The following is a 15,461-nucleotide window of genomic DNA, read 5'->3' on the forward strand; positions in this document are numbered from 1 at the left end:
GGGCGGAGGCGGGGCATGCCCCGCCTCTTACACCACATCTCTGCGCGCTACCATCCCACCATTCGATTGTCCGATTTTTGACCAATTTATATCTCTAGATTAGTCCGAGTTTTGACTATCGTCAACAGGCTCTCCGCAAATGCTTGCACTTTTATGGCCTATCGGCAGAAAAAGACCGCCGGCGCGGGGGCAGCGCCAGCGGTCACGTGAAAATCGGGTTTTATTGCCCGTTAAGCGGCGACGGCCTCATAGACCGTAGCGCCCGAGAAGCTGTCATGCAGGCTCTTGCCGGCAATCCACGGCAGCTCGACGACCTCGCAGACCGTGTTGACCAGCTCGGAGCAGTCAGTAAAGTGGCCCTTGTCGTTGAGGGCCTCGCAATCCTGAACACGCCAATAGCCATCGGTGTGCGTGATGTAGTACTCGTGATCGTCAATCGTCACAAAAGCGCGCGTCTTGGAACGCAGCAGCTTCAGAAATCCTTCGAAGTCGGTCTCGACGACATCTCCAGCCTGGAACATGATGTTACCTCCTGGCCCGGCGCCACCACGGCGCATTGATAAACGTTGGTACTCCTTTAGTAAAACCTTTATCAGAGGTTATGCGTTCGTCATTTAGGCAAGTGGTAAAAAACCGCAGGGTAGACGGGATAAAACGTTTAACCATCCCATTTGTTTGTCACATTCTGAAGGTACTTTTATGCAAACCTACTTTCCCAATTGGGATCTACTCTTTTGGCCGGGCAATTGACCGTCTATCGTTTGAGCCCGACGGGTATGAACGTGGCATCTGCAACGCCACCGCAAGGAGACACCATGGAGACTATCGAAGCACTCATCCACCGCCGCAGCTGCCGCAAATACAGTGATCGTCCCGTCGAGGCCGAAAAGCTCGCACGCATTATCGAGGCCGGCCAGTATGCACCCAGTGGCATGGGGCGCCAGCCGGTGACGTTTGTCGCCGTCACCGACCCCGCGACCGTCGAGCGTCTCTCACAGCTCAACGCGCAAGTCATGGGCAGCAACGGCGACCCCTTCTACGGTGCCAAGACTGTTGTGGTGGTACTGGTCGACCGCAGCGTGCCCACGCATCTGGAAGACGGTTCGCTCGCCATGGGCAACTTGCTCAACGCCGCCTATGCACTGGGTGTCGATTCGTGCTGGATTCATCGCGCCCACGAGGTTTTCGATTCGCCCGAGGGCCTGGAGCTACTGGCCAGCTGGGGTCTGCCCGCCGACGGAAGCCTACGCGGCGTCGGCCACTGCATTCTGGGCTATGCCGAAGACACGCTACCCGAGCCCAAACCCCGCCGCGACAACGTGGTGTATGTAAGGTAATTAGTTCCGCCGTTCTAACGAACGGCGGACCCGCTCGCAACTTATCTTGCCGATGGAGTTGTCGTCGTTTCGTTCGTTTGAGTCGTTTCGGCGTCGTCGCCCTGTTCGTCCTCGTCCTTTTGCGCATCGGCGATGGTGGAGGCTGCCGCAACGATACCGCGCTGGGGCGCGACGCCCGTCTGGGTCTGAGCGCCCTCGACAACTTCTGTGCCTGCATGCGCGAGCTCGGGCGATTTAAACACCGCGTCCAAGTTGGCGCCACCGCCGGCGTAGCCAAGCGCAGCGAGTGCGATGACGATCACTGCAACGACGACCGCGATCGGAGCATAACGATGCCAACCAGCCGGATTGAGTCCGCTGCGGCGAGCCGCCCCGCGGCTGATGTAACCGAGCGTGCCGTCGTGCTTGAGCTTTGAGCCCACCACGCACTTGCGGCCCCACAACGAGGACTCTGCCTGCATGGCCAAGCGGGCGCTTGCCGAAGGATAGCCGTATTTAGTGCGCTTGAACGAACCATCAAACCCCGAGGCGTGTTTGCCCCACGTCACCGATGTCGTGCGTCGGTTGACCGGTGCGGCGCTCCGCCTTCTGCGGCTCGGTTTTGTAGTCTCAGCCATACGCCCCCGCACGCCGTAACCAAATCGAAACAATAACGCTTTGGACTGTAGCACACGCGTCGCGCGCGGTCACGGGCGCCTCGCTCAACGGTCACCGTCCTTCAGCAAGCGCCACAGCGTTGTACGGCTTATGCCCAGCACCTCCGCCGCACGGGTCCGGTTGCCGTGTAGATGATCTACAACCAGATGCGCGATATCTCGCTCGGTATCGGCCAGCGGTCGCAGGATATACAGGTCACTTTCGAGTGTCGGGGCGCCAAAGGTTGCGGTCTTAATCACGTCCTCTTGGGCGAGCACTTCCTCCGCCACAGCGCGGTCCACCGCGCCCGCCCCCACCAATATATACAGTCGTTCCGAGACCTCGCGGAGCTGCAGATAGTTGCGCGGCCAGCGGTAAGCATCGAGCGTCTTCGTCGCCGCGGCGGACAGCGTGGGCGCTGCCGTCCCAAATGCACCAGCGAGATATTCCAAATAGCGCGCAACCTTCGTCGACGCGGCTCCCTGCTCGACGATTGCCGGCGCCACGCTCACCGCACAGGCGAAGCGCTCGGTCACAAAGGCGGCTTGATCGCTTTCGCTGCCGCCCGGCATGTCATTCGCCGTCAGCACCACATGGCAGCGCGTCGCCAACGCGGTGTCGGCCATCGTGGAAACGAGCTCGCGGAGGCGCTGGGGACCAACCGCATTCCAGCCCTCAATGCACAGGGTCAACCCTGTTTGAAACAGCGGCGATTCGGAGCTTTTGAGCACGTGGCGCCAACCGCGATCGGTGAGCTCATCGAGCGCGACGGAAACAAAGGGCTGATCGGCAAAAGGACCGTCCAGATAGAGGCGCTTGGCTATCTCGACCTGACCCGCCCCCAGCTCGCCCTCGAGCATAAGGGGCACGCCGCGCGCGTAGCTCTCGGCGACCGGCGCAGCCACCGAGGCCGCCCCCTCAACGATGCCGTACGCGCTCGATTCGTAGCGGGCCTCAACTTCGTCGGCGTTGAGCCACTCGATGCCCGCATGCGCCGCGGCACCGCGCACCTCGCGGACCACAACGACCCAAAGCCTCCCGCCCTCTTTGTCGGTGGGGCGAACGGTCAGGCTCAGGCGCGCACCCGCACGTCCCATAACCAGACGCGCGCCGTCTCCTATACGGTCGAGGCGCTCAGCGACAAAAGCCGCCACATCCCGCTCAAGCGCCGCGTCATTCATGGTCGAAATCGCGACGTCCCCCCGCGCATCGATTGCCAATGCCGAGGCCCCGGCAGCAGCCAGGGCCTCGGTCAAGATGTTCAGCTTGGCAACGCTATCCATGATTTGCCCCTGTCCGCGGCGACATGCAACCGCCGACGGTCGCACGACCGAGTGTTTCAAAATTGAACGATATTGCTCACCAAACACTATAGGGCAGAGAGCGCCGTCCTGCGAGTATAGGTGTTGCCCCGCATCGCCATCCTGGCGGGGCGATAAGAGCTCTTCGGGACTTATAAACCTGCGGACAAGCCATACCCGCAAGAGCTCCTATCGCTCCACCGTGAGAATGCGCTCACCAGCAGCCAACACGCAAACTGGCTACTTCTCTACCAGATTCCCAGCACGTGCTGCATTCCCAAACTCATGCACGCAATGCCAATCCAGCAGCAAAAGCCCAGCGCGATGGGCTTGCCGCCCTTTTTGACCAGCTCGACGATATCGGTATTAAAGCCAATAGCCGCCATGGCCATCACGATAAAGAACTTCGACAGCTCCTTGATGGGCGCCGTGATGGACACGGGAAGCTGAAGCACCGTGGTGATTACGCTCGCCAGCACAAAGAACAGCACAAACATGGGAAACGCGCGTTTAAGCGAGAACGTGCTTTTGGCGTCGCCGCCGGCCTTGCGCGCCAGATGCATCTGCCAGCATGCGAGGACCAACGTGATGGGAATAATGGCCAGCGTCCTGGTGAGCTTGACCACCGTGGCGCTCTCGAGCACATTGGCGCCGGGATGCATGCTGTCCCAAGCGCTCGCTGCAGCCGTTACGGACGAGGTGTCGTTGATGGCGGTGCCGGCAAACAGGCCAAAGCCCTCGTTGGTCAGCCCGAGCATACCGCCGAGCGTCGGAAACACGAGCGCCGCGATAACGTTAAACAGGAAGATGACCGAAATAGCCTGGGCAATCTCGCGATCGTCGGCATCGATGACGGGCGCGGTCGCGGCGATGGCCGAACCGCCGCAAATTGACGAGCCCACGCCCACAAGCGTCGCGATCTTGCTCGGCACGTTCATAACGCGGCAGAGCACAAAGGCGATGACAAGCGAGGTCGAGATTGTCGCCACGATAATCGGTAGCGACTGGGCGCCCTTGGACAGAATCTGGGAGAGGTTCATGCCAAAGCCAAGCAGGATAACCGCGTACTGCAAGACTTTTTTAGACGTATAGGTGACACCGACGGCGAGCTGTTCGCGGCGATTCTTGGGAAAGACGAGCGCCAGAACCATGCCGAAGAGGATGGCGAATACCGGCCCACCGACCACCTCAATCTGTTTGCCGAGCAGCGTTGCGGGGATAGCGATGATCAGGCAGAACAAGACACCCCTCCAGCGCTCGCGTACGATATTCGCCAGTTGCATATGGGATTCCTTCTTTCTCTTTCACGTTTGCGACGGCTTATGATACGGCAACATTGAGCGCAGCCTTGCGTAAACAAAGACTAAGATGCCGCAATAGTTCTTGGGCAACAGCCGAATTACCCACCGCGGAAAGCTGATTCGCGGCATAATTAACAACTGACATATGAGTTTGATAGAACAGTTGCGAGGCGCTATGGAAGAATCGATGCACGTCGGCGAGCAGGAAACGAGCCTACAGGACCAGTCCTACCACACCATTCGACGCAAAATCGTCTACCTGGACTACAAGCCGGGCGAAAAGCTGGGCGTCAAGCAACTTTGCGACGACCTGGATATGGGGCGCACGCCCGTGCGCGAGGCTTTGGTTCGCTTGGCGCAGGAAGGCCTGGTGCGCACCGTGCCCCAGAGCGGCACCTACGTCTCACCCATCAACCTCACCCTTGCCGAGAGTGCCTGTTACATCCGCGAGCATCTGGAAAAGCAGGTGATTGTGGAGTGCTGTGCGCGCGCCACGTCGGCCGGCATCGAGCAGCTCGACCGCGCCATCGTGCTGCAGGAAAAGGCCATGGCCGAAGAGGATCGCATCGGCTTCTTTTTGAGCGACAACCTCATGCATCACATGATTTTTAGCATCGCATGTCGCAGCACCGTGTGGTCGTGGCTCGAAGAGACCAATGCCGACCTGGAGCGCTTCCGCTGGCTGCGCGCCGCCACGCAGGTTCTCGACAATCAGGACATCGTAAACGAGCACAAGCAGATTCGCCGCGCTATCGCCGGTCGCGACCCCATCGAAGCGAGCTTTTTGGTCAGCAAGCACCTGCACATGATGTTCCGCAACCAAACCGAGGTTCTGGACCAGTTCCCCGAGTACTTCGAGACCAGCAAGCTCCGCTAACCTGCCAAAAAGGGACAGGTTTATTTTGGCAGGTTTTATCTGGGCAAATACAACAAGGCCCGACTCCGTCTTGATGCGGAGCCGGGCCTTAGTCGCTAGAACGGCGGAACCAACTACTCTACCGTGACGCTCTTGGCCAGGTTACGGGGCTGATCGACGTCGCAGCCGCGCAGGATGGCGACCTCGCGGGCGAGCAGCTGCAGCGGGACGCTCGCCGTGATGGGGCTGAACACGTCGCGGACTGCCGGCACGCGGATGATGCAGTCGGCAATCTTGTTGATCTCCTCGTCGCCCTCGGTGGCAACGACGATGACCTTGGCGCCGCGCGCCTTGCACTCCATAAGGTTCGACACGGTCTTGTCGTAGGTGGCACTCTTGGTGGCCACAGCGATGACAGGGAAGCCCGGGTCGATCAGGGCAATGGGGCCGTGCTTCATCTCACCGGCGGCGTAGGCCTCGGCGTGCAGGTAGCTGACCTCCTTGAGCTTGAGCGCACCCTCGTAGGAAATAGCTGCACCCATGCCGCGACCCACGAACAGCGCGGACTGCGCGTCCTTGCACAGCAGGGCGGCCTCATGAACGGCCTCGGTCTGGGTATCCAAAATCCACTGGATCTGCTCGGCCGTATCGGAAAGCTCGCGGAACAGCATGCGCGCCTGTTTGGTGGTCAGACGGTACTTAACCTGCGCCAACAGCAAAGCCAGCAGCGTAAGGCTCACGACCTGGCCGATGAAGCTCTTGGTCGAGGCGACCGCGATCTCCTTGTTGGCCTTAGTGTAGATGACGCCGTCGCTCTCACGCGCCACGGGGCTACCAACCACGTTGGTGATGCCGAAGACCTTGGCACCCTTGATGCGCGCGTCGCGAATGGCGGCAAGGGTATCGGCCGTCTCGCCCGACTGGGACACGGCAACGACAAGCGTCGTCGGCGTAATGATGGGATTGCGGTAACGGAACTCGCTGGCCGCCTCCACCTCGGTCGGGATGCGAGCCCAGCCCTCAATGAGATTCTTAGCAATGAGGCCAGCGTGATAGCTAGTGCCGCAAGCGATCACGTAGACGCGGTCGATGTCGTTGAGTTCCTCGAGCGAAAGGCCCAGTTCGTCGATGTCAAGCTCGCCGGCCGGCGTCATACGACCGACCAGCGTGTCGCGCACGACGCGCGGCTGCTCGTGGATTTCCTTGAGCATAAAGTCGGGATAACCGCCCTTTTCTGCCATGTCCAGGTCCCAGTCGATGTGGGTGACCTTGGGCTCGATAACGTTGCCAGCCTCGTCGGTGTACTCGACGCCTGCGGGCGTGAGCTTGGCAAACTGACCGTCCTCGAGCACCACGACATCGCGGGTGGCGTCGATGAGCGCGATGACATCGGAAGCAACATAGGAACCGGTTTCGCCCACACCGACTACGATCGGGGAATCCTTGCGGGCCACGGCGATCACGCCGGGCTCGTCAGCGCACACGGCGGCCAGACCATAGGCACCGACCACATGGGTGCAAGCCTCGCGCACGGAGGCCATCAGGTCGTGCGTCTCGACATAAGCCTCTTCGATCAGATGCGCGAAGACCTCGGTATCGGTCTCGCTCTTAAAGTGATGGCCGCGGCCCTCCAGCTCTTCGCGCAGCTCGGCGAAGTTCTCGATGATGCCGTTGTGGACGATGGCGATACGACCGTCGCAGCTGGTGTGGGGGTGAGCGTTAACGACGGAGGGCTTGCCGTGGGTGGCCCAACGGGTGTGGCCGATACCGCAGGTAGCGTCGCTGTCGATGTTGGAAAGCTCGCTCTCTAGGCCCGCGACCTTGCCCACGCGGCGGATGACGTCGAGGTGCGCCGCGGCGCCCTCGCCCACCTCGAGCGCGACGCCCGAGGAGTCATAGCCGCGATACTCCATACGCTTGAGGCCCGTGACCAGGATGTTCTTTGCAATATCAGAGCCGGTGTAGCCGACGATTCCGCACATAAGATAAATCCCTTCGTTCGCGTGACTGCAAGACGTCCACGCACAAGGGGCGCTGAGACGCATAACGTTCGAGTATTGTACTCACGCAGGCGCAAGCTGATATACCAGATGTGGTATCTCAACTTAGATACCACCCGATGCACACACGTCCAGCCGGTCCAAACCACCACGAAGGGGACAGGCGCCTTTGTGGTGGTTTGGACCGGAGCGGCGGCCTATCCCGGCGAAAGATCTCGATCTGTAACATCTGGGCCGCAATAAGCCGGCTTAGTGTTACAGATCGAGACATTACGGTTCGGTCCCAGCACTATGTCTCGATCTGTAACAGGTAGAGGCGGTTTTGCCGTCCAGATGTTACAGATCGAGACAATTGAAGGCCCGGGCAGCTCAAGCCACCACAAAGGTGCCTGCCCCCTTCGTGGTGGTCGCGCTGGCAACGGCGTTTCCGCAGATAAAACCTGCCAAAATAAACCTGTCCCTAATTGGCAGGTTTTGACACCCTGGGGGCGGGCGATGCTACAATCGGACTTGTACTTGAAACGCATCAAAGGGGCCGCCATGGCAAAGGTAAAGATCAGCGACGTCGCGCGCGAGGCCGGGGTTTCGTTGGGCACGGTTTCCAACGCGCTCAACCACCCCGAAAAGCTGCGCCCCGAGACCCTCAAACTCATCAACGAGACCATCAATCGCCTAGGCTACCTGCCCAACCAAAGCGCTCGCCAGCTGGCCGGCGGCACCACTAAGTCCTTTGGCCTTGTCCTCCCCCGTCTCGATCACGGCTTTTCGCTCCAAATCGCCAGCGGTGCCCACAACGAGGCACGCAAGCACGGCTATGACTTGCTCATCGCCAATGCCGATAACGACGATACTCTCGAGGACCATTACCTGCGCTATTTTATGGGCACGCAGATGTCCGGCGTCATGGTTCAGCCCATGGCGTCCCTCGATTGGCACCCCGCCATGACCAAGATTCCCGTCCCCATCGTCCATCTGGACGTCCATTGTTCAGAACCCGGTTACTACGTGGCCGCCGACAACGAGGCACAGGGGCGCATTATCGCCGAGCTCGCCATCGCCCGCGGCGCACACCGCATCGTCGTTGTAGGCCGAGCGGCATTTATGCAGCTCACCCTGCGCGTCCTTGGCATCCACAAGGCACTTGCCCTGCATCCCGATATCAAAATTGAGGTCATCGATGCCGGAGAGTGGAATACCGCAGCCGACGGCTACAGCATCGGTACCCAGATTGCCGAACGCCCTGCTGACGAGCGCCCCGATTTTGTCATCGGCCTGACCGACGTATTGGCCTCGGGCGTTATCTCGGCGCTGACCGACAAAGGCATTTCCGTCCCCGGCCAGATTCTTGTTGCCGGCTGCGATGGCAACCCACTTGCCTGGAGCGGATCGGTCCCCCTCACCACGGTAGCACCACCGGGCTACGAGATCGGCCGCAAGGGCGTGCAGCTGCTCATGGAACAAATCGAGGATAAACCTGCCGCCAAGACCAAACGAGTCCGCATCGGCTCCGCCGCGCGCACCGTCACCACGGTCACGGCCACCGAGGACATTAATCGTCAGGAACTCGTGCGCCCCTTCTTGCTCGAGCGTGTGAGCACCCAAAAGGCCGAACAGCAACCGACGGGCCCATCCGCGGCCCCTATAACCGACATCAACCTGGGCGCCTACCTTTAGCACACGACCTTGACCGCGGCCGTCAGATCGAACAGCGTATCGAGCACAGCCTCGCAGGCGTCCACCACGTCCTGCGGCAGCGGCACGATGTCGGGAACGGCAAACACATGGCAACCGGCCGTGATGCCCGAGACGCAACCGTTGCGTGAGTCCTCGACCACGGCGCACTCCTCGGGGGCAAAGCCCGCGCGCTCGCAGGCGAGCAGGTACATCTCGGGGTCGGGCTTGCCGTGCACGACGTCCTCGCCGCAGGTCACCGTCTCAAACTTGTCAAAGAGGCCAACCATCTTAAGGTTGCGCTCGGCGGTAACGTGGCGCGACGACGTCGCAAGGCCCACGTGATAGCCCGCAGCCAGCAGCTCGTCGAGGCACTCGGCAGCGCCGGCCTTAAGCTCCAGTTCGGTCTTGACCATCTCGTCGCGAATCTCCCTATGGCGACGATAGATTGCCTCAGCGGTTTCGCAGCTGCCGTAATGCTCATCAAGGATCTCCATGACATCGGACAGCGTGCGACCGATAAACTGATGGATCAGCGCATCATCAATCGCGAATCCCAGCTCGGCCGCGCCCGCCTTCCACGCCTTGATACCCAAACGCTCGGTATCGACCAGCGTTCCGTCCATGTCAAAAATGACAGCCTTGATCATATCGGTCCCCCATCTCTTCGCGCTGCTGTACTCCCGCAACTTTACCGCACCTGTAAACTTGTATATAACGTATATAGCATATTGCACTTTCGTTACATAGATAGAAGTCTTATGACAAGCGACTCGGTAGGATTATAGTTTTCGACCGAGTACTCAACGGCAAGGATCGACTTATGCTTTCAGACACCACCGCGCCCGCAGAGGGGCTTCAGGACAAACTCGCAGCGCTCGAGCAGCTGCTTTTAGCATACGGACGCGTCGCCATCGGCTTTTCCGGTGGCGTCGACAGCAGCTTTTTGGCCGCGGTCTGCGCCCGCATCATGCCCGCCAGCACGCTTCTTGTTCACCTCACCACGCCGCTCATCGGCACGCCCGAGCAGGCTTCGTTTGAGCGGGCGGTTGACGGGCAGGCCGATGAGGGGCCGCATTTTAAGCTCCCCGTGCTCAACCTCTCGGTCGATCAGCTGCAGCTCCCCCAGGTAGCCTGCAACGACGCCAACCGCTGCTACCACTGCAAGCGCGCCGGCTTTACCGCCATCGTCAACCACGCCAAGTCGCTGGGCTTTCCCACCGTCATCGACGGCAGCAACGCAAGCGACCGCGGCGACTACCGCCCCGGCATGCGCGCCGCCCAGGAGCTCGGCGTGCGCTCGCCGCTTATGGAGGTCGGCTTTACCAAGGACGAGGAGCGCGAGCTGCTACGCGCCTGGGGCTATCCCGTCTGGAACCTGCCGGCAGGAGCCTGCCTGGCCACGCGAGTCCCCACGGGCGAGGAGCTCACGCGCGAGAAGGTCGATGTAATCCGCACCTGTGAGGACTACCTGCACGACCTTGGCCTGGACCAGGTCCGCGCACGCCTCGTCGGCGGCTGCATGCATATCGAGGCCGAGCCGGCAGACGTCGCCAAGATCGCCGCCCTCAGCGGTGCCGCCGTCGACGCCGAAGGCAAGACCCCGCTGCCCGCCGCCATCGAGTCCACGCTGCGCGAGCTGGGCTGCGGCCATATCTCCCCCGAGGTCACCCCCTACACCCACGGCAACATGAACCTTTAAGTTACGCCGTTTTACCTACCAAAAAGGGACAGGTTTATTTTGGCAGGTTTTATCTGGGGAAACGCAGACAGGGCCGCGACGCCTATAGCGTCGCGGCCCTTTTCCTTGGAGAAGGATCGATTAATGGAACGGAGAGCCCGTTCTAGCCCTCGAGCCCGGCGTTGATGAGCTCGGCAATCTCGACAGGATCGGTGCTTTCGCGCACCCTGTCACGGAAGCCAGCATCCATCAGCATCACGGCAGCCTTGGAGAGCAGACGCAGGTGCGTGGTTCCCGCTTCGCCGGCGGGCACGTACAGCGCGAGCGCCACATCGACGGGCACGCCATCAAAGCTCGGCCACTCAACAGGCTCGGACAGCTTGAGCACGGCCACGCCCGGCGTATGGATCGCATCGCTCTTGGCATGCGGAACGGCAAAACCGGCGACGAGGCCAGTCTCGGCCTCGTTTTCGCGAGCAATAAAAGCCGCCTCTACAGCAGACGCGTCATCGGCAAAACCAAGCTCAACAGCCTGCTCGGACAGATAATGCAGCGCATCCTCGCGCGAGGCGGCGGCGTAGCCAATCGTCACTTGGTTGGCAGATACAAACCCCATGGAAAGCCTTCCTTACAACACGGACCTGACCGCAGCTTCGATGCCGTCGGCGTCCAAACCGTACTTATGCAGCAAATCGACCGCAGGGCCGGACTCGCCGTACACATCGCGCACGCCGACGCGACGCATCGGCACTGGATGCTGCTCCGCGAGCACCGAGGCAACGGCCTCGCCAAGACCACCGATAATCGAATGCTCCTCGGCGGTGACCACGCGACCGGTCTTCTTGGCGCTGGCAACCACCAAACGCTCATCGAGCGGTTTGATCGTATGCATGTTGATGACCTCAGCATCGATGCCGTCGGCAGCGAGCGCCTCGGCAGCAGCGAGTGCCTCAGCGACCATGAGACCGCACGCGACGATCGTGACATCAGAACCCTCCCGTACAACAACACCGCGGCCGATCTTGAACTCGTAGTCCTCGTGATCGTTGATGACCGGTGTTGCCAGGCGGCCGAAGCGCATGTAGACCGGCCCCTCAAACTCATAGGCGGCGCGCACACAGGCGCGGGCCTCGACATCGTCGGCGGGAACGACCACCGTCATACCCGGAATCGTACGCATGAGTGCGATATCCTCGCAGCACTGGTGCGTGGCGCCGTCCTCGCCCACCGAAATGCCGGCATGGGTGGCGCCAATCTTGACGTTGAGGTGCGGGTAGCCAATGGAATTGCGGACCTGCTCGTAGGCGCGACCGGCGGCAAACATCGCAAAGGTGCTCGCAAAAGCAACGCGGCCCGTGGTCGCGATGCCGGCGGCAAGACCCATCAGGTTGCTCTCGGCGATGCCGGCATCGTAAAAGCGCTCAGGATGGGCAGTCTTAAACTTACCCGTCTGCGTAGCGGCAGCCAGGTCGGCATCGAGCACTACAAAGTCATCGTGCTCATTGCCCAGCTCGACGAGCGCCTCGCCGTAGCTTACGCGCGTGGCGACTTTTTTGACCTCTGCCATTAGAGTTCCTCTCCTGCTGCCGCGAGCTCGGCCATGGCCTGCTCAAACTGCTCGTCATTGGGCGCCTTGCCATGCCAGCCAACCTGGTTCTCCATAAAGGAGACGCCTTTGCCCTTCACCGTCTCGGCGATGATAGCGACGGGCGCGCCGGTCACCTCGCGAGCTTCGGCGAAAGCCGCCTCAATCTGCGCCATGTCGTTGCCATCGGCTAGCTCTATCACATGCCACTTAAAGGCGCGGAACTTGTCGGCAAGCGGCATGGCCGAGTTGACTTCATCGATCGTGCCGTCAATCTGCAAGCCGTTGTGGTCGACGACGGCAACAAGATTGTCGAGCGCATGGTTGCCGGCAAACATAGCCGCCTCCCACACCTGGCCTTCCTCGCACTCACCGTCGCCCAGCAACGTGTAGACACGGTAGCTGTCGCCCCAGTGCTTAGCGGCAAGCGCCATTCCAACTGCAGCAGAGATGCCCTGACCGAGCGAGCCGGTGGACATATCGATGCCTGGGGTATCGTTCATGTTGGGATGGCCCTGCAGTCGGCTGCCAATATGGCGGAGCGTCTCGAGCTCTTCGACGGGAAAATAGCCGCGATTTGCCAACACCGAATACAGACCCGGCGCCGCGTGACCCTTGGAGAGCACAAAGCGGTCGCGATCGGCCTTGTGAGGGTCGGCAGGATCGATATTCATTTCCTCAAAGTGCAGATACGTCATGATGTCGGCTGCACCGAGCGATCCACCCGGATGTCCCGACTTGGCCGCGTGAACCGCAGTCACGACACCCTTCCTGACCTCATTGGCGACCTTCGCCAGCTCCTGGTTGGTCATACGAATTCCTCTCTTGAGAACAACCCCCGGCACCGGATGGCGCGATGCCGAGGGCAACCCGGTCGTTAAGCCTGAGCGACGACCTTCTGCCAGTCAGCCTCAAAAGAGGCGAGGCCCTGGTCGGTCAGCGGGTGATGCAGGCACTTCTTGAGAGCGGCCATGGGCACGGTCGCGATGTCGGCACCAAGAAGAGCCGCCTGGGTCACGTGGTTGGGCGTGCGGACCGAAGCGGTGATGATCTCGACGGTGTCGTCGACGTTCTTGCCGGTCCAGTCATAGTTCTTGATGCATGTCACGACATTGTCGAGCTGCGAGATGCCGTCCTCGGCGATGTCGTCAAAGCGGCCGACAAACGGGCTGATGTAGCGGGCACCGGCGTTGGCGGCCATGAGGGCCTGCGTCGGCGAGAAAACAAGCGTCATGTTGACGCGCACGCCCGCATCGGCCAGGGCGCGGCAGGCGGCGAGGCCGGCCTCGCACACGGGAAGCTTGACCACGATGTTGGGAGCCAGGGCGGCAAGACGCTTGCCCTCCTCGATCATGCCCTCGGCAGTGGTCGCGGTGGACTCAGCAGACACGGGCAGGCCCTCGCAGAGCTCGGCAATCTTGAGCATATGGGGCTCGAAGTCGGCGAGCTTGCCGCCGGTCTTGGCGTACAGGGACGGGTTGGTGGTGACGCCGGCAAGGCAGCCCCAGCTCTTGGCCTCGGCGATCTCGTCAAGGTTGGCGGTATCGATAAAGAACTTCATGGTGCAAACTCCTTCTAAGGAATCCAAAACTCAAAAAATAGGACAAAGGGGATGTCCCTTTGTCCTATGTGCCGGGCCTGCAGCTGGGACATGCCCCAGGCCCGGCGTCGTGTAGGAAAAGCTACTTAGAGAGCCTTCTCGATGCGGCTCGTGACGCCCTTGAGGTTAAGACCGACGACGTACTGCTTGATCGGGCGCTTGATGTGCTCGATCACAAAGCGCTTGCCGTCAATGTCCTGGGCAGCGAGGTTGCGATAGAGCTTCTCGACCTGCCCCTTGACCTCGGGATCGTTGAACGCGTAGTGGCCGGAGACATCCAGAATCTTCAGGCTGAGCTCGTCGTCGGCCAGAATGTCGTCAACCTGCAGGTTGACATCGTCGCCGGTCATCCACTTGCGCCAGCGCTCGGTCTTGATGGCCTTGACCAGCAGCGTGTGATACAGATCGGAGGGATCGTCGCACAGGCCGTTGTCGACCAGAATCTGCTCGGTAGCGCAAAGCTTGAGGTAAGCGCGGGTCTCCTCGGTGCCGTACTGAGGGGCGACATTGGAAGCGGTCACGTGTGCCGGGATGTGCTCGAGCAGCGTCGCGTCGTCCAGGTAGTCGGCGTTGTGCTCCTTCAGGCCCACGCCGTAGCGCTTGGCCATGTCGGCGAGCTCGCGGGCATTCTTAAAGTTGTAATGACCGACCTGCTCGGTCCAACGGGTGAGCGTACCGGTCTGGCCGACGATAAAGGTGGGCATGGGGCAGCCGCGCTTCTCGAGCTCGGGCTGCAGCTGAGAAATGAACTCCTCGTACTTGTCGGTGGAGGTCAGGCCGCCATTGGTCTCCTCGGTACCGACCTCATAGGCAACCTCGGGCAGGTTATGCTCGCGACGGTACTGCTCAAGATAGTCGATAAGATCGATCGTGCGGCGAAGCACCACGTCGAGCGGAATAACCTTGCCGATCTGATAGGGGTCCTTGGTGGGGTCGACCATCAGCAGGTCAAAGCCTGCCTCCATGTCGGCGACAAAGGACTTGCGGGCGAGCTCCATGGCCTCGTCCTCGGGCAGGTGGGCGTTACGCTCCTCGTCGCGCTGCCACGGACCGCCGTGATCGCGGCACAGGTAGTACGGACCGGTATAACCCACCTCGTCGGCAACCTTCTTAATGTCGGCGGCAAAGCGCGTCTGGTCCCAACCGTTGACGTAGCCGCCGCCCATCTCGTCCATATCGACCTGGTTGCGGCTAGCGATAAACATGGGCGGGAAATCCTCGTCCTTGGCAAGCTCGAACACGGCCTGAATCAGGTTGGGGCTCATGGGACCAATGCCGACCATGGTTGCGTGATCGCCGCTGTCCTGCAGCTTGAGCATGCCCTGAACGGCCTGGCGGATGGTGAGGTTGGACATTTTGTTCTCCTTCTCCAGAGGATTTTTGACAAAAGTTCCCTGGGACCCAGATGTGGGCCCTATCAGTGCGGATGGATTTTGTTGTGTAGGGGCGGTTGTGCGGAGTCAAATCCATCCCTCCGCACAACCGGAGTCCTT

Annotated in this window: 15 protein-coding genes; 4 read left to right on the plus strand and 11 right to left on the minus strand. The window is 60.8% G+C overall.

Annotation, left to right across the window (positions count from 1 at the left end; all coding sequences use genetic code 11):
* Positions 1-230 precede the first annotated feature (230 nt).
* Positions 231-521 (minus strand): hypothetical protein, encoded by a 291-nt coding sequence (locus tag DWW73_RS09440; RefSeq protein ID WP_055251737.1) that lies wholly within the window; start codon positions 519-521, stop codon positions 231-233.
* 294 nt (positions 522-815) lie between these two features.
* On the opposite strand from DWW73_RS09440, the gene DWW73_RS09445 reads away from it, so the two are divergent.
* Positions 816-1,337: a nitroreductase gene (locus DWW73_RS09445; RefSeq protein WP_117779431.1), complete on the plus strand. Its 522-nt coding sequence runs from the start codon at positions 816-818 to the stop codon at positions 1,335-1,337.
* 41 nt (positions 1,338-1,378) lie between these two features.
* On the opposite strand, the gene DWW73_RS09450 is transcribed toward DWW73_RS09445, so the two are convergent.
* From DWW73_RS09450 to DWW73_RS09460, 3 genes are all read right to left on the minus strand, one after another.
* Complete coding sequence (locus tag DWW73_RS09450; protein ID WP_147343557.1) at positions 1,379-1,954, minus strand: hypothetical protein; 576 nt, start codon at positions 1,952-1,954, stop codon at positions 1,379-1,381.
* A gap of 84 nt (positions 1,955-2,038) precedes the next feature.
* On the minus strand, positions 2,039-3,256 hold the full coding sequence (locus DWW73_RS09455) for a helix-turn-helix domain-containing protein (RefSeq protein WP_117779433.1): 1,218 nt from the start codon (positions 3,254-3,256) through the stop codon (positions 2,039-2,041).
* Between the two features lie 266 nt (positions 3,257-3,522).
* The gene (locus DWW73_RS09460) at positions 3,523-4,557 is read right to left on the minus strand and encodes a YeiH family protein (RefSeq protein WP_117779434.1); all 1,035 of its coding nucleotides are present in this window, start codon (positions 4,555-4,557) and stop codon (positions 3,523-3,525) included.
* 193 nt (positions 4,558-4,750) lie between these two features.
* Here DWW73_RS09460 and DWW73_RS09465 point away from each other — a divergent pair, with 193 nt between their 5' ends.
* On the plus strand, positions 4,751-5,452 hold the full coding sequence (locus tag DWW73_RS09465; RefSeq protein ID WP_050766156.1) for a GntR family transcriptional regulator: 702 nt from the start codon (positions 4,751-4,753) through the stop codon (positions 5,450-5,452).
* Between the two features lie 113 nt (positions 5,453-5,565).
* Here DWW73_RS09465 and glmS read toward each other — a convergent pair whose 3' ends face one another.
* Positions 5,566-7,413, minus strand: coding sequence for a glutamine--fructose-6-phosphate transaminase (isomerizing) (gene glmS, locus DWW73_RS09470; RefSeq protein WP_117779435.1), 1,848 nt, complete (start codon positions 7,411-7,413; stop codon positions 5,566-5,568).
* Between the two features lie 558 nt (positions 7,414-7,971).
* Between glmS and DWW73_RS09475 the strand changes: the two genes are divergently transcribed.
* Positions 7,972-9,105, plus strand: a complete 1,134-nt coding sequence (locus DWW73_RS09475) for a LacI family DNA-binding transcriptional regulator (protein ID WP_233509190.1) — start codon at positions 7,972-7,974, stop codon at positions 9,103-9,105.
* Here DWW73_RS09475 and DWW73_RS09480 read toward each other — a convergent pair.
* Positions 9,102-9,752, minus strand: a complete 651-nt coding sequence (locus DWW73_RS09480) for an HAD family phosphatase (RefSeq protein ID WP_117779437.1) — start codon at positions 9,750-9,752, stop codon at positions 9,102-9,104. The two genes, DWW73_RS09475 and DWW73_RS09480, sit on opposite strands and share 4 nt — an antisense overlap.
* Before the next feature lie 173 nt (positions 9,753-9,925).
* On the opposite strand from DWW73_RS09480, the gene DWW73_RS09485 reads away from it, so the two are divergent.
* On the plus strand, positions 9,926-10,804 hold the full coding sequence (locus DWW73_RS09485) for an ATP-dependent sacrificial sulfur transferase LarE (RefSeq protein WP_117779438.1): 879 nt from the start codon (positions 9,926-9,928) through the stop codon (positions 10,802-10,804).
* Between the two features lie 142 nt (positions 10,805-10,946).
* Here DWW73_RS09485 and DWW73_RS09490 read toward each other — a convergent pair whose 3' ends face one another.
* The 5 genes from DWW73_RS09490 to DWW73_RS09510 all read right to left on the minus strand — a co-directional run bounded on the left by DWW73_RS09490 (position 10,947) and on the right by DWW73_RS09510 (position 15,323).
* Complete coding sequence (locus DWW73_RS09490; protein WP_089573499.1) at positions 10,947-11,399, minus strand: PTS sugar transporter subunit IIA; 453 nt, start codon at positions 11,397-11,399, stop codon at positions 10,947-10,949.
* 12 nt (positions 11,400-11,411) lie between these two features.
* Complete coding sequence (locus DWW73_RS09495; RefSeq protein WP_117582935.1) at positions 11,412-12,350, minus strand: transketolase family protein; 939 nt, start codon at positions 12,348-12,350, stop codon at positions 11,412-11,414.
* Complete coding sequence (locus tag DWW73_RS09500) at positions 12,350-13,180, minus strand: transketolase (RefSeq protein ID WP_117779439.1); 831 nt, start codon at positions 13,178-13,180, stop codon at positions 12,350-12,352. The genes DWW73_RS09495 and DWW73_RS09500 overlap by 1 nt, the downstream gene beginning before the upstream one ends.
* A gap of 65 nt (positions 13,181-13,245) precedes the next feature.
* Positions 13,246-13,929 carry a fructose-6-phosphate aldolase gene (gene fsa / locus DWW73_RS09505; protein ID WP_006235616.1) on the minus strand — a complete coding sequence of 228 codons (684 nt, stop codon included), beginning with the start codon at positions 13,927-13,929 and terminating at the stop codon, positions 13,246-13,248.
* A gap of 125 nt (positions 13,930-14,054) precedes the next feature.
* Positions 14,055-15,323: a class II D-tagatose-bisphosphate aldolase non-catalytic subunit gene (locus tag DWW73_RS09510; protein WP_117779440.1), complete on the minus strand. Its 1,269-nt coding sequence runs from the start codon at positions 15,321-15,323 to the stop codon at positions 14,055-14,057.
* Positions 15,324-15,461: the final 138 nt, after the last annotated feature.

This window comes from Collinsella sp. AF16-8, assembly GCF_003462695.1.
In the GTDB taxonomy this organism is placed as follows: Bacteria; Actinomycetota; Coriobacteriia; order Coriobacteriales; family Coriobacteriaceae; genus Collinsella.

Coding starts and splice junctions, on each gene's coding strand:
- DWW73_RS09440 (WP_055251737.1), bottom strand. CDS start 521: ATGTTCCAGGCTGGAGATGTCGTCGAGACCGACTTCGAAGGATTTCTG.
- DWW73_RS09445 (WP_117779431.1), top strand. CDS start 816: ATGGAGACTATCGAAGCACTCATCCACCGCCGCAGCTGCCGCAAATAC.
- DWW73_RS09450 (WP_147343557.1), bottom strand. CDS start 1,954: ATGGCTGAGACTACAAAACCGAGCCGCAGAAGGCGGAGCGCCGCACCG.
- DWW73_RS09455 (WP_117779433.1), bottom strand. CDS start 3,256: ATGGATAGCGTTGCCAAGCTGAACATCTTGACCGAGGCCCTGGCTGCT.
- DWW73_RS09460 (WP_117779434.1), bottom strand. CDS start 4,557: ATGCAACTGGCGAATATCGTACGCGAGCGCTGGAGGGGTGTCTTGTTC.
- DWW73_RS09465 (WP_050766156.1), top strand. CDS start 4,751: ATGGAAGAATCGATGCACGTCGGCGAGCAGGAAACGAGCCTACAGGAC.
- glmS (WP_117779435.1), bottom strand. CDS start 7,413: ATGTGCGGAATCGTCGGCTACACCGGCTCTGATATTGCAAAGAACATC.
- DWW73_RS09475 (WP_233509190.1), top strand. CDS start 7,972: ATGGCAAAGGTAAAGATCAGCGACGTCGCGCGCGAGGCCGGGGTTTCG.
- DWW73_RS09480 (WP_117779437.1), bottom strand. CDS start 9,752: ATGATCAAGGCTGTCATTTTTGACATGGACGGAACGCTGGTCGATACC.
- DWW73_RS09485 (WP_117779438.1), top strand. CDS start 9,926: ATGCTTTCAGACACCACCGCGCCCGCAGAGGGGCTTCAGGACAAACTC.
- DWW73_RS09490 (WP_089573499.1), bottom strand. CDS start 11,399: ATGGGGTTTGTATCTGCCAACCAAGTGACGATTGGCTACGCCGCCGCC.
- DWW73_RS09495 (WP_117582935.1), bottom strand. CDS start 12,350: ATGGCAGAGGTCAAAAAAGTCGCCACGCGCGTAAGCTACGGCGAGGCG.
- DWW73_RS09500 (WP_117779439.1), bottom strand. CDS start 13,180: ATGACCAACCAGGAGCTGGCGAAGGTCGCCAATGAGGTCAGGAAGGGT.
- fsa (WP_006235616.1), bottom strand. CDS start 13,929: ATGAAGTTCTTTATCGATACCGCCAACCTTGACGAGATCGCCGAGGCC.
- DWW73_RS09510 (WP_117779440.1), bottom strand. CDS start 15,323: ATGTCCAACCTCACCATCCGCCAGGCCGTTCAGGGCATGCTCAAGCTG.